This window comes from Ruegeria sp. HKCCD4884 (genome assembly GCF_013110855.1).
Classification (GTDB): domain Bacteria; phylum Pseudomonadota; class Alphaproteobacteria; order Rhodobacterales; family Rhodobacteraceae; genus Ruegeria.
Map to the genome: position 1 here is coordinate 134875 of NZ_WVRJ01000004.1, position 24399 is coordinate 159273.

The 24399-nt window shown below is 58.3% G+C and carries 28 protein-coding genes; 13 read left to right on the forward strand and 15 right to left on the reverse strand.

Annotation, left to right across the window (positions count from 1 at the left end):
- Nucleotides 1–45: 45 nt before the first annotated feature.
- Together pheT and GS636_RS07685 are read left to right on the forward strand one after the other, a co-directional pair.
- A complete protein-coding gene (gene pheT / locus GS636_RS07680; protein WP_171669046.1) occupies nt 46–2442 on the forward strand; it encodes a phenylalanine--tRNA ligase subunit beta in 2397 nt (798 codons plus the stop codon).
- 81 nt (nt 2443–2523) lie between these two features.
- On the forward strand, nt 2524–2970 hold the full coding sequence (locus tag GS636_RS07685; protein ID WP_171669047.1) for a YtoQ family protein: 447 nt from the start codon (nt 2524–2526) through the stop codon (nt 2968–2970).
- Between the two features lie 50 nt (nt 2971–3020).
- On the opposite strand, the gene GS636_RS07690 is transcribed toward GS636_RS07685, so the two are convergent.
- Nucleotides 3021–3719, reverse strand: coding sequence for a glutathione S-transferase family protein (locus GS636_RS07690; protein ID WP_171093826.1), 699 nt, complete (start codon nt 3717–3719; stop codon nt 3021–3023).
- A 209-nt stretch (nt 3720–3928) separates the two neighbouring features.
- On the opposite strand from GS636_RS07690, the gene GS636_RS07695 reads away from it, so the two are divergent.
- On the forward strand, nt 3929–4741 hold the full coding sequence (locus GS636_RS07695) for a mechanosensitive ion channel family protein (protein WP_216600425.1): 813 nt from the start codon (nt 3929–3931) through the stop codon (nt 4739–4741).
- A 114-nt stretch (nt 4742–4855) separates the two neighbouring features.
- Here the strand turns inward: GS636_RS07695 and ald are convergent, their stop codons facing one another.
- A complete protein-coding gene (ald, locus tag GS636_RS07700; protein WP_171669048.1) occupies nt 4856–5974 on the reverse strand; it encodes an alanine dehydrogenase in 1119 nt (372 codons plus the stop codon).
- A gap of 135 nt (nt 5975–6109) precedes the next feature.
- Here ald and GS636_RS07705 point away from each other — a divergent pair, with 135 nt between their 5' ends.
- Nucleotides 6110–6568, forward strand: coding sequence for an Lrp/AsnC family transcriptional regulator (locus GS636_RS07705; protein ID WP_171093819.1), 459 nt, complete (start codon nt 6110–6112; stop codon nt 6566–6568).
- Between the two features lie 3 nt (nt 6569–6571).
- On the opposite strand, the gene GS636_RS22875 is transcribed toward GS636_RS07705, so the two are convergent.
- Nucleotides 6572–7411 carry a CPBP family intramembrane glutamic endopeptidase gene (locus tag GS636_RS22875; protein ID WP_171669049.1) on the reverse strand — a complete coding sequence of 280 codons (840 nt, stop codon included), beginning with the start codon at nt 7409–7411 and terminating at the stop codon, nt 6572–6574.
- 288 nt (nt 7412–7699) lie between these two features.
- Between GS636_RS22875 and ppk2 the strand changes: the two genes are divergently transcribed.
- Nucleotides 7700–8617, forward strand: coding sequence for a polyphosphate kinase 2 (gene ppk2, locus GS636_RS07715; protein WP_171183836.1), 918 nt, complete (start codon nt 7700–7702; stop codon nt 8615–8617).
- Between the two features lie 45 nt (nt 8618–8662).
- Here ppk2 and GS636_RS07720 read toward each other — a convergent pair whose 3' ends face one another.
- Together GS636_RS07720 and rpsU are read right to left on the reverse strand one after the other, a co-directional pair.
- Entirely contained in the window at nt 8663–9664 is a 1002-nt protein-coding gene (locus GS636_RS07720; protein ID WP_171669050.1) for a CAP domain-containing protein, read from the reverse strand.
- Between the two features lie 295 nt (nt 9665–9959).
- Entirely contained in the window at nt 9960–10166 is a 207-nt protein-coding gene (gene rpsU, locus GS636_RS07725) for a 30S ribosomal protein S21 (RefSeq protein WP_005614280.1), read from the reverse strand.
- Between the two features lie 111 nt (nt 10167–10277).
- On the opposite strand from rpsU, the gene GS636_RS07730 reads away from it, so the two are divergent.
- A complete protein-coding gene (locus tag GS636_RS07730; protein ID WP_171183840.1) occupies nt 10278–10970 on the forward strand; it encodes a COQ9 family protein in 693 nt (230 codons plus the stop codon).
- Nucleotides 10971–11031: 61 nt separating this feature from the next.
- A complete protein-coding gene (locus GS636_RS07735; RefSeq protein ID WP_171669051.1) occupies nt 11032–12018 on the forward strand; it encodes an NAD(P)H-quinone oxidoreductase in 987 nt (328 codons plus the stop codon).
- A gap of 30 nt (nt 12019–12048) precedes the next feature.
- Here GS636_RS07735 and GS636_RS07740 read toward each other — a convergent pair whose 3' ends face one another.
- Nucleotides 12049–12906: a DUF2189 domain-containing protein gene (locus GS636_RS07740; protein WP_171669052.1), complete on the reverse strand. Its 858-nt coding sequence runs from the start codon at nt 12904–12906 to the stop codon at nt 12049–12051.
- Between the two features lie 193 nt (nt 12907–13099).
- Between GS636_RS07740 and GS636_RS07745 the strand changes: the two genes are divergently transcribed.
- On the forward strand, nt 13100–14083 hold the full coding sequence (locus GS636_RS07745) for a quinone oxidoreductase (RefSeq protein ID WP_171669053.1): 984 nt from the start codon (nt 13100–13102) through the stop codon (nt 14081–14083).
- A 50-nt stretch (nt 14084–14133) separates the two neighbouring features.
- On the opposite strand, the gene GS636_RS07750 is transcribed toward GS636_RS07745, so the two are convergent.
- The 9 genes from GS636_RS07750 to GS636_RS07790 all read right to left on the reverse strand — a co-directional run bounded on the left by GS636_RS07750 (nt 14134) and on the right by GS636_RS07790 (nt 20230).
- On the reverse strand, nt 14134–14667 hold the full coding sequence (locus tag GS636_RS07750; protein WP_171093803.1) for an outer membrane protein: 534 nt from the start codon (nt 14665–14667) through the stop codon (nt 14134–14136).
- Nucleotides 14668–14927: 260 nt separating this feature from the next.
- Nucleotides 14928–15404: a YHS domain-containing (seleno)protein gene (locus GS636_RS07755; RefSeq protein WP_171093801.1), complete on the reverse strand. Its 477-nt coding sequence runs from the start codon at nt 15402–15404 to the stop codon at nt 14928–14930.
- A 185-nt stretch (nt 15405–15589) separates the two neighbouring features.
- The gene (locus GS636_RS07760; RefSeq protein WP_171669054.1) at nt 15590–15856 is read right to left on the reverse strand and encodes a hypothetical protein; all 267 of its coding nucleotides are present in this window, start codon (nt 15854–15856) and stop codon (nt 15590–15592) included.
- Nucleotides 15853–16458 (reverse strand): glycerol-3-phosphate 1-O-acyltransferase PlsY, encoded by a 606-nt coding sequence (plsY, locus tag GS636_RS07765; RefSeq protein WP_171093798.1) that lies wholly within the window; start codon nt 16456–16458, stop codon nt 15853–15855. Before plsY ends, GS636_RS07760 begins: the two co-directional genes overlap by 4 nt.
- Nucleotides 16458–17738: a dihydroorotase gene (pyrC, locus tag GS636_RS07770; protein WP_171093796.1), complete on the reverse strand. Its 1281-nt coding sequence runs from the start codon at nt 17736–17738 to the stop codon at nt 16458–16460. Before pyrC ends, plsY begins: the two co-directional genes overlap by 1 nt.
- Nucleotides 17735–18121 (reverse strand): hypothetical protein, encoded by a 387-nt coding sequence (locus GS636_RS07775; RefSeq protein ID WP_171669055.1) that lies wholly within the window; start codon nt 18119–18121, stop codon nt 17735–17737. Before GS636_RS07775 ends, pyrC begins: the two co-directional genes overlap by 4 nt.
- On the reverse strand, nt 18106–18624 hold the full coding sequence (locus tag GS636_RS07780) for a hypothetical protein (RefSeq protein ID WP_171669056.1): 519 nt from the start codon (nt 18622–18624) through the stop codon (nt 18106–18108). The genes GS636_RS07775 and GS636_RS07780 overlap by 16 nt, the downstream gene beginning before the upstream one ends.
- Nucleotides 18621–19556, reverse strand: coding sequence for an aspartate carbamoyltransferase catalytic subunit (locus GS636_RS07785; protein ID WP_171093790.1), 936 nt, complete (start codon nt 19554–19556; stop codon nt 18621–18623). Before GS636_RS07785 ends, GS636_RS07780 begins: the two co-directional genes overlap by 4 nt.
- A gap of 59 nt (nt 19557–19615) precedes the next feature.
- Complete coding sequence (locus tag GS636_RS07790) at nt 19616–20230, reverse strand: scavenger receptor class F, member 2 (protein ID WP_171669057.1); 615 nt, start codon at nt 20228–20230, stop codon at nt 19616–19618.
- Between the two features lie 83 nt (nt 20231–20313).
- On the opposite strand from GS636_RS07790, the gene GS636_RS07795 reads away from it, so the two are divergent.
- The 5 genes from GS636_RS07795 (at nt 20314) to GS636_RS07815 (ending at nt 24398) form a co-directional block, all read left to right on the forward strand.
- Nucleotides 20314–21081 carry a uracil-DNA glycosylase family protein gene (locus tag GS636_RS07795; RefSeq protein ID WP_171669058.1) on the forward strand — a complete coding sequence of 256 codons (768 nt, stop codon included), beginning with the start codon at nt 20314–20316 and terminating at the stop codon, nt 21079–21081.
- Nucleotides 21078–21677 carry a metallophosphoesterase gene (locus tag GS636_RS07800; RefSeq protein WP_171669059.1) on the forward strand — a complete coding sequence of 200 codons (600 nt, stop codon included), beginning with the start codon at nt 21078–21080 and terminating at the stop codon, nt 21675–21677. Before GS636_RS07795 ends, GS636_RS07800 begins: the two co-directional genes overlap by 4 nt.
- Nucleotides 21674–22294 carry a LysE family transporter gene (locus GS636_RS07805; protein ID WP_171669060.1) on the forward strand — a complete coding sequence of 207 codons (621 nt, stop codon included), beginning with the start codon at nt 21674–21676 and terminating at the stop codon, nt 22292–22294. Before GS636_RS07800 ends, GS636_RS07805 begins: the two co-directional genes overlap by 4 nt.
- A 6-nt stretch (nt 22295–22300) precedes the next feature.
- Nucleotides 22301–22843: a molybdenum cofactor biosynthesis protein B gene (gene moaB, locus GS636_RS07810; RefSeq protein WP_171669061.1), complete on the forward strand. Its 543-nt coding sequence runs from the start codon at nt 22301–22303 to the stop codon at nt 22841–22843.
- 106 nt (nt 22844–22949) lie between these two features.
- Nucleotides 22950–24398 (forward strand): efflux RND transporter periplasmic adaptor subunit, encoded by a 1449-nt coding sequence (locus tag GS636_RS07815; protein WP_171183883.1) that lies wholly within the window; start codon nt 22950–22952, stop codon nt 24396–24398.
- Nucleotide 24399: the final 1 nt, after the last annotated feature.

Sequence of the window (24399 nt, forward strand, 5' to 3'; positions counted from 1 at the left end):
CATTGCCTGTGCCGACTGGATATCTGCCAAAAAAGGCCCCGTGCAATGAAATTCACTCTGTCCTGGCTGAAAGACCACCTCGACACTGACGCTTCGGTTGATGAGATCGCCGAGGCGCTGACCGACCTTGGCCTGGAGGTCGAAGAGATCGTGAACCCGGCGGACCGGTTGGCAGGCTTTACGCTGGGCCATGTCAAACATGCCGAGAAACACCCGGACGCTGACAAGCTGCGGGTCTGCACGGTTGCGACGGACGAGGGTGATCTGCAGATCATCTGCGGGGCCCCGAACGCGCGTGAAGGCATCACCGTCGTGGTTTGCAAGCCGGGCATGTACATCCCCGGTCTGGATATCACCATCAGCGTCGGCAAGATCCGGGGCGTCGAAAGCTTTGGCATGATGGCGTCCGAGCGCGAGCTGGAGCTGTCGGAGGAGCATGACGGCATCATCGAGCTGCCTACCGGTGAAGTTGGCGACAAATTTGTCGACTGGCTGGCCGAGAACGATCCGTCGAAGGTCGATCCGATGATCGAGATTGCGATTACGCCGAACCGGCCCGATGCGCTGGGCGTTGAGGGGATCGCGCGTGATCTGGCCGCGCGCGGTATCGGCACGTTGAAACAGCGTGACTATGCGCCGGTTCCCGGGGATTTCGAGTGCCCGATCAAGGTGAGCATTGACGAAGACACTTTGGACGGCGCGCCGCATTTCACCGGGCGTCTGATCCGCGGCGTCAAGAACGGCCCCAGCCCGCAGTGGCTGCAGGATCAGCTGAAGGCTATTGGCCTGCGTCCGATCTCGGCCTTGGTGGACATTACCAACTATATGACCTTCGACCACAACCGCCCGCTGCACGTGTTTGATGCGGATAAAGTGCAAGGCAACCTGCGGGTGCATCGCGCCAAAGGTGGCGAGACGCTGGTGGCGCTGGATGAGAAAGAATATACTCTGCAGCCAGGCATGATGGTGATTTCGGACGACAAAGGCCCGGAATCGATTGCCGGGATCATGGGGGGCGAGGAAACAGGCTGCACCGAAGAGACGGTTAACGTCTTCCTCGAAAGCGCGTTTTGGGATCATGTGCAGATTGCCCTTACGGGTCGCGCGCTCAAGATCAATTCGGACGCGCGGTACCGGTTCGAGCGCGGTGTTGATCCAGATTACACCCGTGAAGGGTTGGAACACGCAACCCAGATGATCCTGGATATCTGCGGCGGCGAAGCCTCCAACGTGGTCGAAGCGGGCAAGGCCCCGAACCACGGGCGGGCTTACAAGTTGGACGCGGCGCGGGTGCAGTCTCTGGTCGGAATGGACATTCCGGAAAGCGAACAGCGTCAGACCCTGACCCGCCTGGGTTTCCGCCTTGAAGGTGAGATGGCTCATGTGCCCAGCTGGCGACCCGATATTATGGGTGAGGCCGATCTGGTGGAAGAGGTCGCGCGGATTGCGTCGCTGACCAAGTTGCAGGGCAAACCGTTGCCACGTGTGACGGATGGAATCCCGAAGGCTGTTATGACACCGACGCAGCGCCGTCAGTCCATGGCGCGTCGCACCTGCGCTGCGCTGGGCTATAATGAATGCGTCAGCTACACCTTCATTGATCAGGCGTCCGCAGCGCTGTTCGGCGGAGGTGATGAGGCGACCCAACTGGAAAACCCGATCTCGTCCGAGATGAGCCACATGCGCCCGGACTTGCTGCCTGGCCTGTTACAAGCGGCGGCACGCAATCAGGCGCGAGGCTTTGCGGACGTGGCTTTGTTCGAGGTTGGCCCGGTGTTCCATGACGGAGAGCCCGGCGATCAGAAAACCCAGATCACCGGCTTGCTGGTCGGTCGTGACGGACCGAAGGATGTACACGGGGCCGCGCGAGCGGTGGATGTGTTTGACGCCAAGGCAGATGCTGAAGCTGTACTGGCTGCCATTGGTGCACCGGCGAAGGTGCAGATCCTTCGTGACGGGGACGCCTGGTGGCATCCGGGACGTCATGGCAAGATTTGCCTGGGTCCGAAAAAGGTACTGGGCGTGTTCGGCGAACTACATCCGCGTGTCTTGCAGGCGATGGACATCAAGGGTCCGGCGATGGCGTTTACCATCTGGCCGGACGAGGTGCCTCTGCCCCGCAAATCCGGTGCCACCCGTGCCGCTTTGGAGCTGCGAGATCTTCAGGCGGTCGAACGTGATTTTGCCTTTGTCGTCGATGAAGGTGTCGAGGCGCTGACGGTGGTGAATGCTGCAGCGGGTGCTGACAAGGCGCTGATCGAGGATGTACGCGTCTTTGACGAATTCATCGGCGGAAGCCTGGGTGAAGGTAAGAAATCTCTGGCCATCACCGTGCGCCTGCAGCCGACGGACACGACGCTGAAGGAAAAAGACATCGAAGCGGTGGCCGAAAAGATCATCTCGAAAGTTACCAAGGCGACCGGCGGCGTCCTGCGCGGGTAACTCAGGATCGCCTTCGGCGAGAGTATTTTTGAAAAGATGAAGGGGCGGCGGCGCCCTTTCTGTATTTGCGGAGGACTGAATATGCTGAACGTTTACCTCTCGGGCGAAATTCACACCGACTGGCGGGAACAGATCATTGAGGGTGCGCAAGGGTTGGATGTGACATTCAACAGCCCTGTGACCGATCATGCTGCCAGCGATGATTGCGGTGTCGCCATTCTAGGGGCCGAGCCGAACAAATATTGGCACGACCATAAGGGCGCGATGGTCAACGCGATCCGCACGCGCAAGGGGATTGCGGATGCGGACGTCGTGGTTGTTCGGTTTGGAGACAAGTACAAACAGTGGAACGCAGCCTTTGACGCGGGTTATGCTGCGGCACTTGGCAAGTCGATCATTGTTCTGCACGGCCCGGATCATCAGCATGCGTTGAAAGAAGTCGACGCGGCCGCGCTTGCAGTGGCCGAAGAACCTGCTCAGGTTGTGAAAATTCTGCGCTATGTGCTGACAGGCGCGCTGCCCGGTTGAGACATGCAAAAAGGGTGCCGCGACAGGCACCCTTCCAAAAATTCGATCGTTTAGCCGCGCGCAGGTATGACCTTGCCGCGCTGAACCGCCGGACGTTGCATGAAACGGTCGACATAGGCGACAGCATTGGCGTAGTCGTCCCAGCCGACAACGTCTTTCGTGCCGTAGAAATCCAACGCGTTCAGCCATGGCGCAAGGGCAATGTCAGCGATTGAATAGTCGCCTGCGATCCAATCTTGCCCTTCAAGCTGGGTGTTGACCACGTTCAACAGGCGTTTCGCCTCGTTGATATAGCGTTCGCGCGGGCGGGGGTCTTCGATCTCGCTGCCCGCAAATTTGTGGAAAAAGCCCAGCTGGCCGAACATCGGACCGACCCCGCCCATCTGAAACATCAGCCACTGGGTGATGCGGTGTTTGTCGGCGGCGCTTTCACCCAATAACTTGCCGGACTTCTCTGCCAGGTACAGCAGGATGGCGCCGCTTTCGAACAAGGCAAGCGGTTCACCATCGGGGCCGTTGGGATCGATGATAGCAGGGATTTTGTTGTTCGGGTTCAGCGATAGAAACTCGGGGCTTTTGACATCCGCATCCGCGAGCGTCACCAGATGAGCCTCGTAAGGCAGGCCGGTTTCCTCAAGCATGATCGACGCTTTGACGCCGTTTGGGGTTGGATAGGAGTACAGTTGGATCTTGTCCGGGGATTGGGCAGGCCAGCGGGCCATGATCGGATGAGGTTTGTTGTCCAGCATTGGGGGCTCCTGATTGGATATCTCGTCAAAGCTAGGGATCAAACTGCGATCATGTAAGCCCTTTGCCCTGTGCATTTCCGGTCAGGCCGTGTTTTTTGACGAACAACGGGGAAATCCGGCGAAAGTCGCACCTAGACCGAAACGCAATCTTAGCTCACAATCCGGTGACCCCCGCGAAAACCTCGCGGGTTTCTTGCTGTTGAAAGGAGATGCGCGTGGATGAGGTCGTAACACAGGTGGGCGCATACGCCCCGCTGATCATGAATGCAGTCAAGGCGCTTGTCGTTCTGATCCTAGGCTGGATTGTAGCCGGCGCAATCGGTGGCATGGTGCGCCGCCGGATCAATTCGACGCCACATATCGATCCCACACTCGGGAACTTTATGGCGAGCCTTGTCAAATGGGCCATACTGGCCATGGTTCTGGTTGCCGTTCTTGGCATCTTTGGGATCGAAGCCACAAGCATCGTTGCCATACTGGGTGCCGCTTCGCTGGCCATCGGTCTGGCGCTGCAAGGCACGCTCAGCGATTTGGCTGCCGGTGTCATGCTGGTCGTCTTCCGACCCTACAAACTGGGTCAGTATGTGGATATTGGCGGCACAGCAGGAACCGTGAAGGATTTGAACCTGTTCACCACCGAACTGGTAACCCCTGACAACGTTCAGATCATTGTCCCGAACGGTCAGTCCTGGGGATCGATCATCACCAACTTTTCGGCACATGACACGCGTCGCGTCGATCTGGTGTTCGGTATTGATTATGGTGACAGTGCGGACAAGGCGATGCAGATCATCTTGGACGTGGCGAAAGCGGACGACCGCATTCATAGCGATCCCGAGCCCTGGGTCAAGGTCACCAATCTTGGGGACAGTTCAGTGGACCTGACGGCGCGGCTCTGGTGTGATGCGGCGGATTATTGGGATGCCAAATTCGAACTGACCAAGGCTGTGAAAGAAGCCTTTGACGACAAGGGTATCTCGATCCCTTACCCACACGCAGTGGAAATTCAGAAACAGGGGTGACGGCTCCTGCCTGTCAACCGGGCATAAAATTTGCCATTATCCTGTTGGGCTGGGCACCGCGCGAAAGCGCGGTGCTTTTTTGGTTTGTAAACTGTGGTTCAGAACCATCTTTGCTTATGACTTGACCACCACGTTGGGCGAAACCACGTCAATACCCAGGGCTTTGCCGACGGCATAGTAAGTCAGCTGCCCTGCATGAACGTTCAGACCTTCCAGAAGGTGCGGATCGTCCTGACATGCCTGTTTCCAGCCTTTGTCTGCCAGAGACAGCATGAAGGGCATCGTGGCGTTGCCCAATGCGATGGTCGAAGTACGCGCCACAGCACCGGGCATGTTTGCCACGCAGTAATGCATGATGCCATCGACATCGTAGATCGGGTCGGCATGGGTGGTGGCTTTCGAAGTCTCGAAGCACCCGCCCTGATCGATGGCGACATCAACCAGGACCGCGCCAGGCTTCATGGTCGACAATTGAGCGCGCGATACAAGTTTAGGAGCCGCAGCGCCAGGGATCAGAACGGCACCGATGACCATATCGGCATCCCGGATCAGCTCGGCCGTGGCGCCCGCCGTTGAATATTGGTTCTTGAATGTCCCACCAAAGACATCATCCAGATAACGCAGCCGCGGCAGAGAGCGGTCTAGAACGGTGACGTCTGCGCCCATGCCAGCCGCGATCTTGGCTGCGTGCGTACCCACGACACCGCCACCGATCACGACGACTTTGGCCGGGCCCACACCGGGAACGCCGCCCATCAGAACACCGCGTCCACCATTGGCTTTTTGCAGGGTCCACGAGCCGACCTGAGGCGCCAGACGACCAGCGACTTCGGACATCGGCGCCAGCAGAGGAAGACCGCCATTGGCATCGGTTACGGTTTCATAGGCGATTGCTGTACAGCCTGATTCCAGCAGGTCATGGGTTTGCTCTGGGTCGGGTGCCAGATGCAGGTAGGTGAACAGCAGCTGACCTTCACGCAGCATCTTGCGTTCGACAGCTTGCGGTTCCTTGACCTTAACGATCATGTCAGCGGTGGCGAACACTTCTTCTGCGGTGTCGAGGATGCGTGCGCCTGCTGCAACGTACGCGTCATTGTCAAAACCAGCGCCGATGCCTGCACCGGTTTCGATCAGCACTTCGTGACCGCGGGCAACCGCTTCCTGAGCGGCGTTGGGCGTCATGCCGACGCGGAATTCCTGAGGTTTGATTTCCTTGGGGCAACCGATTTTCATGGTGGTCTCCGTTCATAAACTGCTTAAATTATGTGCATTCCGGTGCGCAATTTCTGTGAAAGAAAACGTGCCGTGGGAATTTTCTTTGGAAGAATCTCCTATATAAAGTGTAAATCCCGCAAAGGAATTGCACGAATGGCCTTAGATACGACTGATAGAAAGATTCTGGCCGCCCTCCAGAAAAACGGCCGGATGTCGAATTCGGAGCTGTCCGAGCAGGTCAACCTGTCGCCGTCTGCCTGCCATCGGCGTGTTCAGCGTCTCGAGGTTGAGGGGTTCATCCGCAACTATGTGGCGTTGCTGGATGCCCGCAAGATGAACGTGCCTACAACCGTCTTTGTCGAGATTACCCTGCAAGGACAGGCCGAAGAGGTTTTGGATTCCTTTGAAAAGGCAGTGGCGCGTATTCCCGACGTATTGGAGTGCCACCTGATGGCCGGGACGGCGGACTATATCCTGAAAGTGGTGGCCGAAAACACCGAGGATTTTGCGCGCATTCACCGGCAATATCTGTCGCGATTGCCCGGGGTGGCTCAGATGCAAAGCTCGTTTGCTTTGCGCACAGTGTTCAAGACTACCGCTCTGCCGGTCTGACTTTCAGGCGGGGCCGGGATAGGTGAACAGCAGCAGGTGCACAAGGTTGAACCCGAAATGCATTGCAACGGGCACCCAAAGCCGCTGTGTTGCGTAATACCCCAAGCCACAGGCCAACCCGAGAATTGAGGCAAAGACCACAAGTGTCGGTCCTCCGCCAAAGTGAGCCAACCCAAACAGCAGGCTAGCCGCAATCACGCCTCCTACCGCACCAAGACGTGAGGTGATGGCGGATTGCAGGTAGCCACGAAAGAAGGCTTCTTCCGTCAGGCAGGTCAAAAACAAGTTGGACAGGACAAAGACCAGCCACCACGGTGGGATCGAAAACTCTGGCTGTATCGCGCCGACAACAAGACCCAAAAGAAACAGCCCCGGCAAAAGCAGCAGCCCAGCTGCCAGCGGGCCGAATTTGGTCTGAATGGTGCTTTGAAACATCCCGGGCCAAGCCAAAAGAACGGCAAAGAAGACCATCGGTTTGTCCAGATTCAGGTGCATTGTGAACCCTGTGCTGGCGGCACCGGCCTGTACCTGATCCAACACTTTCAGGTTCTGAAATCCGGGCAGAAGATGCGCCCCCATGGCCAGACACCACAGGATCAAAAGCGCGTGTCCTGCGACCGCAAGCCGCCCTTGGAGGTGCGGCAGCAAGGCGGCTCCGGCCAGCCCACCGACCACAGCCGCAATAGCCAGAAGTGACATCAGCCCCGTTGCTGAGGCGATGCTTGCAAACAGAACCAGCAGTGACAGCGCGACCGCCCAGTGCCCCACAAGCGCAGTTACCTGCGCGGCGATCAGAATCAACCAAGGCCAAATCGTCGGTAAGAGAGAAAGAAAGAACGTCACGCGCTTTGCATCCTGTAAGTCCAGACAGTCTTGCCGCACAAAATCGAGGCAATGCAAGCATTCAGCACGCTGCGCGTTCCTGTGTTCTGCCTTGCGTCAATTCTGACGCTTGTAACCTCTGGGTTGGACGTTCACATTTGGGGGAAAGACCATATGCCCGCGCCGACTGGATTTTCGGAGATTTCGGCAGCATTGGGCGTCATCGTCTTGCATCAATTTATCTGATGACGTCAGGCGGTTACACAGGCCCGATATGGTTCGAACCCGATAACAAAAAAGGAGCTGACCTTGGCTTACGAAAACAACGGTGGACCCAAAGATTGGCTTGAGGCCGAATTGGAAGACACGTTGGACGAAGATTTTGAGATCGAGTTCAGCGAACCGATGCTGTCGATGGAAGTGCGGAAGATCTATCGGGAACAACACCCGGATATGCTGGATCGTAAGGTCTATTTCCGCAACCTGCTGCGCCTGCAAGCTGAGCTGATCAAAGTGCAGGATTGGGTTCAGCACACCGGTGCCAAGGTCTGTATTCTGTTCGAAGGTCGCGACAGCGCGGGCAAGGGGGGCGTGATCAAACGGATCACCCAGCGCTTGAATCCACGTGTCGCGCGTGTGGTCGCCCTGCCCGCGCCCAGCCGTCGCGAGCAGAGCCAGTGGTATTTTCAGCGTTACGTGCCGCATCTGCCTGCGGCTGGTGAGATCGTGCTGTTCGATCGGTCATGGTACAACCGCGCAGGCGTTGAACGGGTGATGGGTTTTGCGTCCGAGGATCAGGTTGAACAGTTTTTTCAGGACGTTCCCGAATTCGAACGGATGTTGGTGCGATCAGGGATTATTCTGCTGAAATACTGGTTCTCGATCACGGATGAAGAACAGCAATTGCGATTCCTCATGCGGATTCACGACCCGATGAAACAGTGGAAGCTGTCGCCGATGGATCTGGAATCCCGCATCCGTTGGGAATCTTATACCAAGGCGAAAGAGGATATGCTCTTCCGGACCAATATTCCCGAAGCCCCTTGGTACATTGTCGAAGGCAATGACAAAAAGCGCGAGCGGTTGAACTGTATCGAGCATCTTTTGACGAAAGTTCCATACACGGATGTGCCACAGGAAAAAGTCAATCTGCCTGACCGCCGATATAACCCGGAATACGAGCGTCGCGTTTTGCCGGATGAATTGTACGTGCCAAAGATTTACTGATGGCGCCATGCGGGGCGAGCCAGCCGCCCCGCACCTCAGCTGCTATCAGGCTGCTTCGATCATGCAGCCCGTGCCCCAGAAATTGAATACATAGATGTCTGCGTCATCTGTTCCGTCCGAGCCGGCATAGTCGTCAACGGGGGCTTCGACCGGGTCCATGTCATCGACCTCAACAATGTCCATGTCGTCGGTGTCTGTATCCTGCATGTCATCCTCGGCCATATCCGACGGCGTCATGTCGTCTGTCTCCCAGTGGAACTGATCAATCTGCGCCAGAACGTTATCCAGGAAAGCTTCCAGTTCGGCCAGGAAGGCTGTCACGTCGAAACATCCGTCAGGTTCTTCACCGACCGGTGTCTCGGGGGTTGGCTCGGCCACGTCGGTGTCAGGCGTTTCGGCATCCGGGTCCTCGGGCTCGGCCACGTCGGTGTCAGGCGTTTCAGCATCAGGCTCCTCAGGCTCGGCCACATCGGTGTCGGGCGTCTCGGTATCCGGATCCTCGGGTTCGGCCACATCGGTGTCGGGCGTCTCGGCGTCCGGGTCTTGGGGGTCCGCCACATCGTCCACAGGTGGAACCGGAGCGTTCCCGTTGTCCAGCATCACAGCGCTGTCAGTGGCCGCGAAATTCTGAGTGACCATCACCGCGTCGAATCCTTGCATGTCACCGGTTTCAATGCCGATGCCAATATATTCGAAATCAGGGTTCAGAATGTTTGCTCGGTGTCCCGGGCTGTTCATCAGGTTTTCGTGCAACTGCGCGACGTCATCGCTGATGCCGGGCTCGCCGCGTTCTGATTGCCAGGCGATATTCTCGCCAGTGCGCCAGCTGCCGGACAGATCAAAACCTGCATCCTGCATACGCTGTGTCGCACTAGAACCGCCTTGGCCTGTATGGCTGAACGTGTCGGTGTCCAGCATCCAGCTGCTGTGATCTTCGGATGAGTCGTTCAGCTGTGTTTCCAGTTGCAGTGGGGTAAGCCCGCGTGATGTGCGCTCGGCGTTGATCAGCGCCAGCATTTCTTGCTCGATTTGACTTGCAGTCGACATGGTAGCCTCCGTTTGTAAGTGTCGTCCGGTTGGACGTCGCCAGTTACAAGCGGCTTGCTGAGGTCAGATAGAGGCGCAGAAATATTAGGCGAATTCTGGCGGGGCAATGCTACCATAGCGGGATTCGCTGCGCTGCAAAACGCCGGGCAAAATGTTGCTGGTGGGGAAATGGCGGCTTGTCGCACACCCTGAAGCACGAGTCGGCGGAATAAAACCCACCCTTGAAACGACAAACCCCCGGGCGGGGCCTCGGGGGTCGTCAAATAGTGTCATCCAAAGCTGGATGAGGAAAGTCTTAGAGCAGACCTTCGCGCTGGGCTTTCTTGCGTGCCAGTTTACGGGCACGACGAATCGCTTCAGCTTTCTCACGCGCTTTTTTCTCGGACGGTTTCTCGAAATGTTGCTTCAGCTTCATTTCACGGAACACGCCTTCGCGCTGCAGCTTTTTCTTCAGGGCACGAAGCGCCTGATCGACGTTATTGTCGCGAACACTAACCTGCATGTGGTTGTCACCACCTTTCTAGATAGAGTTGCAAGGAAATTGCAGGAGTTGGCCGTATAGCAAAGCCGCCCTAACTTGTCTAGTACTGGGCCCGACAACCGGAGAACCGCCATGACGACCACATATGAAGATGCAAAGCAGCAGCTTTTGGATGCGATGCTGATCCATGTTCCCTTCGACGGCTGGTCGGAAACCAGTTTTCGTGCCTCTATTTCCGATTGTGACCTGGATGATGGTCTGGCCCGTGCGATCTGTCCACGCGGGGCGGTTGATCTGGCGCTGGCTTACCACGCACGCGGCGATCAGGCGATGTTGGATCGTATCAAGTCCGAAGATCTGAGCGAGTTGAAATTCCGCGACAAGATTGCAGCTGCGGTTCGGTTCCGGTTGCAGGCGGTCGAAGACAAAGAGTTGGTACGCCGTGGCATGACCTTGTTTTCCCTGCCGACCCATGCGGCGGATGGGGCCAAGGCGGTTTGGCAAACCTGCGATCTGATCTGGGATGCGCTGGGCGACACATCGGACGATGTGAATTGGTACACCAAACGTGCCACTCTGTCGGGGGTCTATTCGTCGACGTTGCTGTTTTGGCTGGGCGATGACAGCCCCGACCATCAGCGCACGTGGGAATTCCTGGACCGCCGGATCGCAAATGTCATGGAGTTTGAAAAGCTCAAGGCGCAGGTACGCGACAATCCGGTGTTGAAACCGTTTCTGGCGGTTCCGAACTGGCTGGCCGGGCAGGTGAAAGCACCCATGAGAATGCGGGCCGATCTTCCGGGCATGTTGAACCCTCGAAAGTAGGGCATCTTGGCGCTAGGCCCCGGCCCGTATGCCTGCTAGGCATTGCGCAAAGGAGGTGCCTATGACCCAGATGATGCGCGCTGTTGAGATCACCAAACCGGGTGGTCCTGATGTTTTACAACTGACCGAACGACCGATCCCGGAACCGGGTGACGGACAGGTTGTACTGAAAGTCGCCTATGCCGGTGTGAACCGTCCTGATGCGTTGCAGCGCGCAGGGGCCTATGATCCGCCTCCGGGTGCCAGCGACCTGCCGGGGCTTGAGGCGTCGGGCGAAGTGGTCTCGGTCGGTGCAGGGGTCGAGGGGTTGTCAGTCGGCGACAAGGTTTGTGCGTTGTTGCCGGGTGGGGGCTATGCCGAATACGTCGCCACGGCTGCTGCGCATTGCCTACCGGTCCCGGCGGGGATGGGAATGAAAGAAGCCGCTTGCCTGCCGGAAACCTTTTTCACCGTCTGGTCCAACGTGTTCACACGTGGCGGTCTGAAAGCGGGTGAGCGGTTTCTGGTCCATGGCGGCTCCAGCGGGATCGGAACAACCGCAATCCAACTGGCCAATGCTTTTGGTGCACGTGTCTTTGCGACCGCTGGGTCCGATGAGAAATGTGAGGCTTGCGTCAAGCTGGGTGCGGAAAAGGCAATCAACTATCGCGATGAAGATTTTGTGGCCACCATGCGGGCCGAGGGCGGGGCGAACCTGATCCTTGATATGGTGGGTGGGGATTACATCCCACGCAACGTCAAAGCGTTGGCCGAGGATGGACGTCTGGTACAGATCGCGTTCCTGCAAGGTCCGAAGGTCGAGCTGAACTTTGCGATGATGATGGTCAAACGTTTGACCCTGACTGGCAGTACCCTGCGCCCGCAGAGCGATTTGGCCAAGGCACAAATTGCGCAGGATCTGCGCGAAGCCGTTTGGCCTCTGCTCGACGCTGGCAAAGTTGCCCCAGTTATGGACAGTGAATTTGAACTGGCCGAGGCGGCGGCAGCCCATGCGCGCATGGAAAGCTCTGGCCATATCGGCAAGATCGTCCTCAAGGTTGCGGACTAAGTGTCAAATGCGCGGGCTTGTCCCGCGCCTTCACGCAACCGCGCGGCGGTATAGATGCCATGTGGCGTGGCCCAGAACGGGTACTACCACGATCAGACCCAATAGCATCGGCAAGGCGCCCAGAAACAGCAGCGCCGCCACGATGAAGCCCCATGTCAGGATGACGCCGGGGTTCTCACGCAAAACACGAAACGATGTCACAACTGCCACCGGCAGCCCCACCTTGCGGTCCAGCAGCAATGGAAAGCTGACAACGCTGACCGCCAATGCGCACAGGGCAAACACAAAACCAACAGCGGTTCCGGCGACAATCATCGTCCATCCCGCAGAAGTGGTGAGAACCTGTGTGGCAAATGCACCAAGGGATGCGGGTACTTCAGGGCCCATTGTATAAGTATGAATGGCTTGTGCGACCATCAGCCAGACCAAAAGCAGCATGACAAGGTAGAACCCAAGTACCAGAATTGCACCGAAGGACGGTGATCTGAAGACACCGAACGCATCCAACCAATGCACCGCACTGCCCTGTTCACGCTTGCGGCTAATCTCGTAAAGCCCAACAGCGGCGACTGGCCCGATCAAGGCAAAGCCGGCGACAAGCGGAGCCATAAGCGGCACCAGATTCATGTTCAAAGCAAAGCCGAACATCAAGAGCCCTGCGATCGGGTAGATCAACACAATGAACACGGCATCCGCCCGTGTTTCGAGAAAGTCGTCATAGCCCGCGCGCAGACAGGCGCGCAGGTCTTGCAGCGTCAAGGTTTGCACCAATGGCAGCTTTTTGGTGTCCGCGCTGCCCAGGCGCGAGACGCTTTCAGTGACATGATCACCTGCCGCCCCGAGATTTCGGGCGGTCCAGCTGATCGGGTTTCCGATTGTTTTGGCCATTTTCCTCCCCTTCCCTGGCGAAAACTGCGCCGCGGGGCGGATCCGGCATCACGTTGCCCGTGGCCGGACCAGCCGGCAACGCCTGATTGCAGTATAGCACAGTTTTGCGAAATCCAGATCAATAGTCTGGCATCGCACGGATTGCCCTGCGTCGAAGTCATGTTAGCTTGAGGGCAGGCAAGAGGAGGTCAGGATGCAGAATACAGCAAAAACAGTTATAATTCATGAGTTTGGCGGCCCCGACGTTCTGCGGATCGAAGACAGACCGCTCGGTGACCCCGGACCGGGGGAAATCCGAATTCGTCACGAAGCCTGTGGTCTAAATTTTATCGATGTATATCAACGGACTGGCTTGTACCCTCTGGATCTTCCGCACGCGCTGGGCATGGAGGCCGCAGGTGTTGTCGAGGCTGTTGGCGAGGGCGTAACGCATCTGGCACCGGGACAGCGGGCTGCATATGCTGCGGCACCGTCGGGGGCCTATTGCGAGGCCCGTGTGATGCCAGCAGCGCAGGTTTGCCCCTTGCCAGATGACATTACATTTCAGACTGCTGCGGCGATGATGCTTAAAGGATTAACGGTGGAATACCTGTTTCATCGAACGACTCCGTTGAAACGCGGCGATACTGTCCTGTTCCATGCCGCCGCTGGTGGTGTCGGACTGATCGCCTGCCAATGGGCAAAATCCGAGGGGATCACATTGATCGGCACGGCTGGAAGTGATGAAAAATGCAGCCTGGCCCGTTTCAACGGGGCTGCGCATTGCATCAACTACCGGACTGAAAATTTCGCCGAGCACGTGGCCGAGATCACCAAGGGGCAGGGTGTGGATGTGGTGATGGATTCCGTTGGGGCGGACACGTTCGAGGGATCTTTGGATTCCCTCAAGCCGCTGGGCATGATGATTTCTTTCGGAAATGCTTCGGGCCCGGTGCCGCCCTTCAATATCGGTGTTCTGGGTCAAAAGGGTTCACTTAAGATCACCCGGCCCACGCTGTTTACGCATATCTCGGATCATGCGGTGTGTCAGGCAATGGCCCGACGACTATTTGGCAAAGTTGAAGGCGGTGAGGTCAAGATCCATGTGGATCAACGCTTTGCGCTTGATCAGGTCGCTGATGCGCATCGCGCGCTTGAGGCGCGGCAAACAACCGGCAGTACAATTTTGGATGTGTGAGACGCGACCCGGCTGAAAAAGCCGGGTCATAAGTTTTCAGACAACAGTTATCAAAACCGATACGTCGCCCGGATCTGCAATGTGGTTGCGTCTACATCCACACCAGTTGCGTTGAAATTGTCGAATTCGTGGTACAGCAGTTCCCCACCGATGCTCACATTGGGTGCCACGATCTGCTCATAGCCTGCGCCGATGAACCAGCCGTCATCGCTGCCGAGGGTGTCTGTCCCGGCTTCGGCATACCCGACCGTGCCGTATAGAAGACCTTGTGGGTTAACTTTGTACCCTGCGCGCGCTTTCAGGCGCCATACGTCTTCGACGGTAGCGGCTCCGGCCAGATCCACATCGGTCCAGTCGTAATCAAAGCCGCCGCCGACAACCCAGGTTCCCAGATCATAGTCGTAACCCAGTACAATACCACCGATTGCGCCGTCTCCGTCGACGCCAGATACGTTGGTGTCCACGTCGATGTAACCCAACTGCAGACCACCGTAGAAGCCGGTCCAATTGCCCGAAGATTGCGCCAGCGCTGATCCGGCCGTCAGTGTCGCGGCTGTTGCGATGAGAGCCAATTTCAAAGTCATCTCATTTCCTTTCGTTCGAAACTCTGCACGAGCGAGCCTCTGCTCACCTATGCAAACCGATACGATCCAGCTTGGTCACCGGATCATTGATTTCTACGTATTCCAGCCCGAAATCCGGCGCTTAAAGATACAGGCAAGCGCCTGTGCCCTGTTCAGCCGGGCACTTGGTATACTGAAAAGATAGGAAAGGATCTGAGGTCTTCAAACGACATGCGGCGACGGAACGCTCCGCCGCCGACACGCCTGACATTTTCAGCGGATTATTGCGCTTGCAGCTCCGCAGGGGTCTTGTCAGCGATGGTTTCCCAGTTTGCGCTTGCGCTTTCGATGAAGCCCGGGATGTCGCCTTCCCAACGTTCCTGGATATCTTGCGACAGGTTCAGGTACAGCTTGTTGTCAACGATTTTCCAGTGGTTCGGGTCGCCGTCGAACTTGAAGCCCATGGCCGCGCCAAATGCACAGTAGCCACCGTATGCGGGCAGGTATGCCTCCGGGTTGGCTTCAAAAGCGGCTTTGTTTTCTTCCGACGAGAAACGGTACAGCGCTTCATCATGCAGCGTGGTGATGCGGTAATCGCCCTTGGTTGCTTCACCGGCGGTGAAGTAGGCAACCGGGTCATAGCCCTGCATCGCCAAGCCGGTCGAGCTGGCGTTGATTTCCACGCCTGCAGCCAAAGTCGAAGTTGCCAGCGCGACGGACAGAGCGACGCCGCCGATCAGAGATTTAAAAGTGTTCATTGCTTCACCTTTCGTGAAAGGAGCCTTGTCTTGGTGCAAGCGCAGGCCCCGGTTGTTGTCCTGTGCGGCCCGTAATTGACCGTCACGACAGCGATCTGGGAAGCGGGGTGATCACGTTCAAAGCAATGAATTGTGATTGTGCAGCAGCAAAGATGTCGTGTTCAAAAATGCAGAGCTTAGCTGATTTAGTCAGGCACAAGGCCCAGTACGAAAGTGATGACTTTGCTGGCGGGCATTTCACAGGGCCGCAGCAACGCCCCGCTGTCTCGCGTCTGGTACAGGTTCAGGCTGATATAGTCCGCGCCGCCCCGCTCATGGGCGACCAGTTTGTGCGACTTGCCACCAGCCATCCGCTGCCGCACGACAACATAGCTGCGCCCATTCGAAGTGCCGGTAAAGCTGCCCTCCGGCAGCGCCAGAAACGCTGACAAGAACGCGTCGGGTACCGTCACGGCTTCCCGATTTTCGGTTCAGTCCCGGCCTTGATCCGCGCCACATTCGAGCCATGACGCCAATAGATCATAAGAGTCAGGATGATCCCCAGAATAAAGGTGGATCCGTTTGTGAGAACCAATACCCAGGTTGTCGACAGTGCCGCCGCAGCCAGTGCGCCGACCGACGAAATCCGCCAGATTGCGGCCGCGACCAGCCAGCTCAGGCAGCAGGCCACACCGACGCGCCAGTCCAGCGCCAGCCACAGCCCCAGAAAGGTTGCCACGCCTTTCCCGCCTTGGAAGCCAAGCCAAATCGGGAAGCAATGGCCCACAAATGCCATAAGCGCTGCGATTTGGGCGGCATCTTCGCCCGCATAAGCGCGCGCAACAAGAACGGCCACAGCCCCTTTGGCGGCGTCAAACAGCAACGTCAGGGCTGCAGCGGCCTTGTTTCCAGTGCGCAGAACGTTTGTGGCCCCGATATTGCCCGACCCTATTTCGCGCAGGTTGCCCAGCCCCATGACCTTGGCCAGGATCAACCCAAAGGGGATGGATCCCAACAGGTATCCAATCAAAGCCCACAAGAACAAATCCTCTGCCGAATTTCCGATAATGGGCATTAAGGTCTCCGGAACACTTCTTGGCCTGCAACATAAGTTGCTAAGACCTTACCTTGCATCCGCTGGCCGTCAAATGGCGTGTTTTGCGATTTGGATTTTAAGGCAAACCGATCAAGCAAAAAGGGCACATCCGGGTCGAAGAGAACCAGATCAGCCGGGGCGTCTTCGGCCAATCGACCGCTCTTCAGTCCCAACCGTTTTGCAGGGTTGAGCGCCATGGCCCTAAAAAGGGTCGGCAGGTCCAGTTGATCTGCGTGATACAGGCGGAGTGCTGCAGGCAGCAGCGTTTCCAAAGCGACCGCACCCGAGGCAGCCTCTTCAAACGGCAGGCGCTTGCTTTCTTCATCTTGCGGTGTGTGCATCGAACTGATGGTGTCGATCAGCCCTGTCCGCACAGCCTCGATCACCGCTTGCCGGTCATCCTCGGACCGCAGCGGCGGTTTGACCTTAAAGAAGGTGCGATAGTCGGCCACGTCCAACTCATTCAGGGTCAGATGGTGGATCGATGTGCCGGCAGTGATGTCCAGCCCATTGCGCTTGGCCCGTTCCAGCGCGGGCAGGGCGCGGGCGGTGGTGATCTGATCGGCGTGGTAGGTCGCTTCGGTCATCTCAAGCAGGGCAATATCACGATCCAGACCCATGCGTTCCGCCATCGGCGATACGGCAGGCAGGCCGCGCAACGCTGCGAACTTGCCGCTGGTCGCCGCCGCCCCGGCGCTGAGACCGGGTTCCTGAGGGTGGGCGATCACCAACGCGTCACAGGATTTTGCGTAGGTCAGCGCGCGGGAAAACACCTTGGTATTGGTGATGACATGATCGCAATCGGTAAAGGCCACAGCGCCTGCGTCCTGCAAAAACCCGATCTCGGTCATCTCACGCCCTTCGCGCCCTTTGGTCAGCGCAGCCATCGGCAGCACGTTGACAGGCGCATCCGCCTGCGCGCGCCGGGTCGCGAATTCCAACGTCTCAGGCGTATCCACTGCTGGCAGCGTATCGGGACGGGTGACGATGGTGGTCACACCACCGGCAGCGGCGGCCAGACCTGCAGACTTGTAGCTTTCCTTGTGCCGCTCGCCCGGTTCACACACTTTGACGCCGATATCGACGATACCGGGGGCAAGGCACTTTCCGTTGCAATCGATGATCTGCCCGTCAGAACCCGGCGCGTTTCCTTCCCCTCGGTCAACGATCCGGTCATCGGCCACCTGTAGCCAGCCGATTGTATCCGTCCCGGCCTCCGGGTCGATCAGGCGGGCGTTGGTGAAGAGAACGGTGCTCATGGCATGGCCCTTTCGATGGCGGCTTTGGTTGCGGCAGGGTCGGCTTGATACTTGATCAGGTGCTTGTCAGCACTCTTGGTGACGATCTGAACAAAGCTGCCCATGGTGTTGACCGTTTGGATCTGGCTCAAAGGCACCTTGCGCGGGCCAGGGCCGGTTAGGGTGGTGTCCGACATTTCCCAATTGGCGACCAACTCTTCCGAGGCCAGATACCAGGCGCGGATGCCAATGGCGGCCAGACCTGCGGGAGCTCCGGTCCAGATGTACGGATTTCCAATCAGCCACAGAACGACCATGGCGCCACCCATCGCGACAGCGGCCAACCAGGCGTTGGTGCGGATATAGGCCCCTTTGTCCGGGGCGAAGATCACAGGATCAGCCATATGACGCCTCCGATGACCAAAAGCGCGGCCAGTGCCATAACAGCTGACCCGACGCGGTGGGGGTGGTTATCCGTTGGAGCGGCTTGCGGTGCCGAAAAAGGCTTGGCGCTTTCGGTTTCAATGACCCCACCGGTCCAGTTTGTGGCCTCTTCCGTGAACAGACCGATCAGGCGCAAGCGCGGATCAGGTTTCAACGTCGCCGGGCGTCCTTGGAACGCAGCGCTGCGCAAGACCATAACCCAGCCGTCTATCGCGGCCAGAGCGTCCTGATCCAACTGATCTGAGGACACGCCGCAACCTTCGGTCAGATAGCCATACAGCCCGAGGTCTTCGAGATCGGACACTGGAAAGATATCGATCTGCTCAGGATCCAACCCGTCCACCCCAAGCACCTGATCGGCAGCACCCGGTTCGCGCAGAAACTTCGCCTCTTCCGGGCGCATGTCCAGCGTGAACAGGCGCAAGACGCCGCGTTCGTGGGGGGCGACGGTCAGATCGCTCATGCGGCCTCGCGCAGGTTGCGGGCCAACAGATCCATCGCGGCCATGCGGACGGCGACGCCCATTTCCACCTGTTCCTGAATGACGGACCGGTTGATGTCATCGGCCAGCGTGCCGTCGATCTCAACCCCGCGGTTCATCGGGCCGGGATGCATGACAATGGCATCAGGCTTGGCTTGCGCCAGCTTTGCGGCATCCAGCCCATAGCGGTGATAGTACTCGCGTTCCGAGGGGATGAACCCACCATCCATCCGCTCTTTCTGAAGGCGCAGCATCATGACGACATCGACGTCCTTCAGACCCTCGTTCATGTCGTCGTAGATCTCGGCCCCGAACTCGGCAAACTGGCTGGGCACCAGTGTCGGCGGGCCGATCAGGCGAATACGGTTTTCCATTTTACCCAGCAGGATCAGGTTTGATCGCGCGACGCGGGAATGGGCCACGTCGCCGCAAATCGCGATGTTCAGCCGGTGCAGGCGGCCCTTGGCGCGTCGGATCGTCAACGCGTCCAACAGGGCCTGCGTAGGGTGTTCGTGTTTGCCGTCGCCCGCGTTCAGAACGGCGCAATTGACCTTTTGCGCCAGCAAGTCGACCGCGCCGGAATGCGGATGCCGGACCACCAGCAGATCCGGGTGCATTGCGTTCAATGTCATCGCCGTATCGATCAGGGTTTCACCTTTTTTGATCGAACTGGCCTGCATTGCCATGTTCATCACATCTGCACCCAGACGCTTGCCCGCCAGTTCGAAACTGGCTTGTGTGCGGGTCGAGTTTTCAAAGAACATATTGATCTGGGTCAGCCCCGACAGAACGTCCGAATGCTTGGTCGACTGGCGGTTCATGTCGACATAGGTCTCGGCCAGATCCAGAATTTCGGTGATATCGGATTGCGACAGATGCTCGATGCCAAGAAGGTGACGATGGGCGAAACGCATGGGCGGGCTCCTGTCTGACAATCGGGCCGCTTATAGAAAGCTGGGCGGCGCAAGGCAACCTAAGGTTCGGTACCCTCTGGCAGTTTTTCGCAGCCGCCCTCGGGCAGGCATTGTTCACCCGGCTTGCACCATTTGCCATAACCGCAGTCGATGGCCTTGATCGGCACGCAGCCCTGATGGGCCGAGCATTTGAAGCCAGGGCGGCATTGCGAACCGGTTTCTTCGCACAAGAACCACCCAGGGCGGGAACAGCCCCCGCCGGGCAGGCAGGAGGAGCCACGCGCGCAGGTGCGCCCGTCGTCGCACGTGGTGGGCGGCGTTGTGTCCAGGTCGGGTGTGATCCGTTCGCATTCGCCACGCCCGTTGCAAAAACTGTCGCCCGGGCAATCCAGGCGAGACGTGCATTTGTTCAGGCCCGCGGGTGCACATCTGGTTCCACCGGCCACGCAACGTTCGAACGGGCCGCAGGTGCGACCGCCACCACAATAGGTGCCGCCCAGCGGAATGCAGTGGCCATCAAAGCTGCATCTTTGCCCGCCCGAACAGCAGGTGCTGCCACATTTGAACTGACCCGCACGGCACTGCCCATGTGTGTCGTGAAACGTCGCCAAAGCCGGATCGCCGGTAAGGGCCAGCACAAGACCAAGCAGGAGGAATCGCAGAATTCTGAGCATCGCGCCCTGATGGTCGGCGCGACAGAGCGACCGATCAAGCCCTATTCGCTTTCCCTCAGCGTTTAGGCAGGTAAATTATCCGTATGGAATCGGGCTTGGACTATTACTCTGCACGGGCGCTGCTGGAATGGCAGATCGAACTGGGCGCGACCGAGGCAATCGGGGATGTGCCGGTTGATCGGTATGCGTTGCCGGATACGTCGCCCAAGCCCAAGAAGGCAGAAGCGGCCTCCGCTCCTCAGACGAAACCTAAACTGGCTGACCCGGTTGCCGTAGCGCAGGCTGCAGCGCAGGGGGCAGGGTCTCTGGATCAGTTGCGGACAGTGATGGAGGCTTTTGATCATTGCGAGCTAAAGCGCGGGGCACGACAGTTGGTTTTTGCCGACGGCACCCCCGGCGCAAAGGTGATGATCATCGGCGAAGCCCCCGGCCGCGATGAAGACCGTGAAGGCAAGCCCTTTGTCGGTCGCGCCGGTCAGTTGCTGGACCGGATGCTGGCGGCAATCGATCTGGATCGCCGCGAAAACGTGTATATCACCAACGTACTGCCATGGCGGCCTCCGCAGAACCGCGATCCCAAGCCCGAAGAAATCGGGATGATGAAGCCTTTCCTTGAGCGTCACGTTGCGTTGGCCAAGCCCGAAGTTCTGGTGGTGATGGGCAATATCAGCTGTCAGGCAGTGCTGGGAAAACGGGGTATCACTCGTTTGCGCGGCAATTGGGATCAGGCGATAGATTTGCCGGTGATCCCGATGTTCCACCCGGCCTACCTGTTGCGTCAGCCGCAGATGAAACGGCAGGCTTGGGCTGATCTGCTGGAATTGAAAGCGCGGCTGCGAGGCGCAACATGAAGGTTCTGGCCTTTTCCGATTTGCATATGGCGCGCAATCGCGCCGCGGATCTGGTAGCGGCGAGTGTTGACGCGGATTTGGTCATTGGCGTGGGTGATTATTGCAACATGCGTCAGGGTCTGGATGAGGCGATGCAAATGCTTGCGGGCATTTCTGCCCCGCTGGTGTTGATTCCAGGAAATGCAGAAAGCGCAGAAGAACTGGGCGATGCCGCGCCGGAAGGTGTTCATGTTTTGCACGGGTCCGGTATGACACTCGACGGGCTTCGCCTGTTTGGTCTTGGTTATGGCGTGCCGCCCACGCCGTTTGGCGACTGGTCCTGCGACCTGACTGAAGGTGCTGCGACCGAGATGCTCGACCGGTGCGATGCGGCTGATGTCCTGATCGTGCATTCTCCGCCCAAAGGCTATGGGGATCAGACGTCGCAAGGTCTGTCGGTTGGGTCGACGGCAGTGCGCGACGCCATAGAGCGGCTTCAGCCAGATTATACGGTCTTTGGACATGTACACGAAAGTTGGGGCTATCGCGGAACGCTGGGCCGAACGCAATTGGCCAATCTGGGTCCAAAGCCGAATTGGTTTGAGGTGTCTGTGTGATCGAACTTCAGACTTTACTGGTTTTTATTCCAGCCGCCTTGGCACTGAACCTGACGCCCGGTGCCGATATGATGTTCTGCTTCGGCCAGGGTCTTCGGTCGGGCGCATGGCCTTCAGTCTCGGCAAGTGCCGGGGTGTCTGTAGGGTCCATGGTTCATGTCCTGTTTGCTGGTCTTGGTCTGGGCGCTGCGGTCGCGGCGATGCCGTGGCTGTTCGACGTGATCCGTTGGATGGGCGTGACATATCTGCTCTGTCTGGCCTGGGGCGCGATCCGTAACGGCGCAATCACCGAAGACGCGCCGGTCCGTCCAACGCATCTGGCATTTCGGGATGGGATGCTGGTCAACTTGACCAACCCCAAGGTCATCCTGTTTGTGCTGGCCTTCATCCCGCAGTTTGTGAACCCCGCCACGGGCTCTGTTCTGCTTCAGTTTCTGACCTTTGGTGTGATCATGGCGGTCGGAGGGTTTGTGGTGAACGGGCTGGTGGGCATATTCGCGGGCGGCGCAGGTCGGGTGCTGGTCGGCAACCCACGCGCCTCTCGCATTATTGGCTGGACTACAGGTGGTATTTTTGCCGCGCTTGCCATCCGGCTTGCCATTATGGAAAGGGCCTGACGCAAGATGTCACGCATTGACGACAACAAAGAGTTCATCCCGGTCAAAATTGCTGTCCTGACCGTGTCGGATACACGGTCGATGGACGAAGATCGCTCGGGTCAGACTCTGGTGGACCAGATCGAAAAAGCGGGCCACATGGTGGCTGATCGCAAGATTATTAGGGACGAACGTGATCAGATTGCCGATCAACTGCGTGCCTGGGTGGCGGACGATCAGATTGACGTCGTGATCTCGACCGGCGGCACCGGTTTGACCGGGCGCGACGTGACCGTCGAAGCGCATCGTGACGTCTATGAGAAAGAGATCGACGCGTTCGGCACCGTGTTCACCATTATCTCGATGGAGAAAATTGGCACCTCGGCGGTGCAGTCCCGTGCAACGGGTGGGGTTGCCGGTGGCACGTATCTGTTCGCACTGCCCGGCAGCCCCGGGGCCTGCAAGGATGCGTGGGACGGGATACTCGAAAAACAGTTCGATTATCGGCATCGCCCCTGCAATTTTGTGGAAATAATGCCCAGATTGGACGAACACCTGCGACGGAAGTAGACTGGTCATACGTTCAAATCCGTGTAACCGCTTTGTGGCTTGGCATAATTCGTGATCCAGCTACATGTTGGGGACGGCAGCGTGGTGCAACCGGGGTAACTGACTGATGCGATTTTTGCGGCAAAGTCTTGTCGGTATTTTTCTGGCGTTTCTGACGCTGGCTTTGCTGTTTGTTGCCGCGCAGATCATTGTAGGCGCGGTGCAGGATGTTCTGACACGTGACGACGCCGCACCGCCCGCGCGCGAAAGGGTTTTTGCGGTGTCGGTTCTTCGAGCCGAGGCGGAAACCGTCACCCCCTATCTTGAAGCTTTCGGAGAAGTCCAAAGCCGTCGCAGGTTGGAATTGCGTGCGGCGCTGGGCGGACGCGTAGTTGCGCTGGCCGAAGATTTTGAGGATGGCGGTTCGGTTTCGGCGGGCGAGGTTCTGGTTGAACTTGACCCGGCGGATGCGCAATCAGCACTGGATCGGGCCAAATCCGATCTTTTGGATGCTCAGTTTGAAGAACGCGATGCCGAACGCTCGTTGCTACTGGCGCAGGACGAGTTGAAGTCAGCCGAGGCGCAGGCGGACCTGCGTGAACGGGCGTTGCAACGTCAACGCGACCTGCAATCCCGCGGTGTCGGTGCCGCAGCGAGTGTGGAAGAGGCTGAGCTGGCAGCGACTTCAGCGCAGCAGGCGGTTCTGGCCCGCCGCATCGCGCTGGCGCAGGCAGAATCCCGTGTTGATCAGGCTACGACTTTGCAAGCCCGCGCGGTGATCGCGTTGGAAGCGGCAGAGCGCGACCTGGAAGACATGACCATTCGGGCGGGCTTTGGCGGCACACTGACCGACGTGACACTGGTAGAAGGACGGCTGGTGTCGGCCAATGAAAAGCTGGCAGAACTGGTTGATCCCAACGCCCTAGAAGTGGCGTTCCGGGTGTCGACGGCACAATACGTTCGTCTGTTGGATGAAAACGACAGACTGATCAACGCCCCTGTTACAGTGTCGCTGGAAGTCACCGGCGCTGATCTGACTGCTGCGGGTCAGGTCAGTCGCGACAGCGGTTCCGCCGGAGAAGGCCAGACCGGGCGCTTGATCTATGCCCGTCTGCAAGAGGCGTCGGGTTTCAAGCCTGGCGACTTTGTTACTGTTTCGGTCCAAGAGCAGCCGGTTTCAAATGTCTATCGTCTGCCGTCGTCAGCGCTGGATGCGTCGGGCACGGTTCTGGTCTTGGGCGCGGATGACCGGTTGGAAAGCCTGCCGGTGCAGTTGGTCCGCAGGCAAGCGGATGAAGTCCTGCTGCGCGGCGATGGGCTTGAGGGGCGCGAAGTTGTCATTGGACGCACGCCTCTGCTGGGCTCCGGCGTGCGGGTGCGACCGTTGCGTGTTGAGGCCGGTGCAGACCCGGACATGGTTGAGTTAAGCCCTTCGAAACGGGCCGCGCTTGTGGCGCAAATCGAGGCCAGCGAGACAATGCCGCAGGACGAGAAATCGCAGCTTCTGGGCCAATTGCAGGAAGCGCGCGTGCCGGCCGCTCTGATACGTCGTCTTGAAACCAAGGCCGGAGGCTGAG

What these genes read in the sequence shown, in the direction of transcription:
- pheT (WP_171669046.1), top strand. Translation starts at nt 46, where the DNA reads ATGAAATTCACTCTGTCCTGGCTGAAAGACCACCTCGACACTGACGCT.
- GS636_RS07720 (WP_171669050.1), bottom strand. Translation starts at nt 9,664, where the DNA reads ATGTCGACTGCAAGTCAAATCGAGCAAGAAATGCTGGCGCTGATCAAC.
- GS636_RS07815 (WP_171183883.1), top strand. Translation starts at nt 22,950, where the DNA reads ATGCGATTTTTGCGGCAAAGTCTTGTCGGTATTTTTCTGGCGTTTCTG.
- GS636_RS07775 (WP_171669055.1), bottom strand. Translation starts at nt 18,121, where the DNA reads ATGGCTGATCCTGTGATCTTCGCCCCGGACAAAGGGGCCTATATCCGC.
- GS636_RS07705 (WP_171093819.1), top strand. Translation starts at nt 6,110, where the DNA reads ATGGCCTTAGATACGACTGATAGAAAGATTCTGGCCGCCCTCCAGAAA.
- GS636_RS07755 (WP_171093801.1), bottom strand. Translation starts at nt 15,404, where the DNA reads ATGAACACTTTTAAATCTCTGATCGGCGGCGTCGCTCTGTCCGTCGCG.
- GS636_RS07730 (WP_171183840.1), top strand. Translation starts at nt 10,278, where the DNA reads ATGACGACCACATATGAAGATGCAAAGCAGCAGCTTTTGGATGCGATG.
- GS636_RS07745 (WP_171669053.1), top strand. Translation starts at nt 13,100, where the DNA reads ATGCAGAATACAGCAAAAACAGTTATAATTCATGAGTTTGGCGGCCCC.
- GS636_RS07780 (WP_171669056.1), bottom strand. Translation starts at nt 18,624, where the DNA reads ATGAGCGATCTGACCGTCGCCCCCCACGAACGCGGCGTCTTGCGCCTG.
- GS636_RS07785 (WP_171093790.1), bottom strand. Translation starts at nt 19,556, where the DNA reads ATGCGTTTCGCCCATCGTCACCTTCTTGGCATCGAGCATCTGTCGCAA.
- GS636_RS07735 (WP_171669051.1), top strand. Translation starts at nt 11,032, where the DNA reads ATGACCCAGATGATGCGCGCTGTTGAGATCACCAAACCGGGTGGTCCT.
- plsY (WP_171093798.1), bottom strand. Translation starts at nt 16,458, where the DNA reads ATGCCCATTATCGGAAATTCGGCAGAGGATTTGTTCTTGTGGGCTTTG.
- GS636_RS07750 (WP_171093803.1), bottom strand. Translation starts at nt 14,667, where the DNA reads ATGACTTTGAAATTGGCTCTCATCGCAACAGCCGCGACACTGACGGCC.
- GS636_RS07685 (WP_171669047.1), top strand. Translation starts at nt 2,524, where the DNA reads ATGCTGAACGTTTACCTCTCGGGCGAAATTCACACCGACTGGCGGGAA.
- GS636_RS07695 (WP_216600425.1), top strand. Translation starts at nt 3,929, where the DNA reads ATGCGCGTGGATGAGGTCGTAACACAGGTGGGCGCATACGCCCCGCTG.
- rpsU (WP_005614280.1), bottom strand. Translation starts at nt 10,166, where the DNA reads ATGCAGGTTAGTGTTCGCGACAATAACGTCGATCAGGCGCTTCGTGCC.
- pyrC (WP_171093796.1), bottom strand. Translation starts at nt 17,738, where the DNA reads ATGAGCACCGTTCTCTTCACCAACGCCCGCCTGATCGACCCGGAGGCC.
- GS636_RS07740 (WP_171669052.1), bottom strand. Translation starts at nt 12,906, where the DNA reads ATGGCCAAAACAATCGGAAACCCGATCAGCTGGACCGCCCGAAATCTC.
- GS636_RS07790 (WP_171669057.1), bottom strand. Translation starts at nt 20,230, where the DNA reads ATGCTCAGAATTCTGCGATTCCTCCTGCTTGGTCTTGTGCTGGCCCTT.
- GS636_RS07795 (WP_171669058.1), top strand. Translation starts at nt 20,314, where the DNA reads ATGGAATCGGGCTTGGACTATTACTCTGCACGGGCGCTGCTGGAATGG.
- ald (WP_171669048.1), bottom strand. Translation starts at nt 5,974, where the DNA reads ATGAAAATCGGTTGCCCCAAGGAAATCAAACCTCAGGAATTCCGCGTC.
- moaB (WP_171669061.1), top strand. Translation starts at nt 22,301, where the DNA reads ATGTCACGCATTGACGACAACAAAGAGTTCATCCCGGTCAAAATTGCT.
- GS636_RS07800 (WP_171669059.1), top strand. Translation starts at nt 21,078, where the DNA reads ATGAAGGTTCTGGCCTTTTCCGATTTGCATATGGCGCGCAATCGCGCC.
- GS636_RS07690 (WP_171093826.1), bottom strand. Translation starts at nt 3,719, where the DNA reads ATGCTGGACAACAAACCTCATCCGATCATGGCCCGCTGGCCTGCCCAA.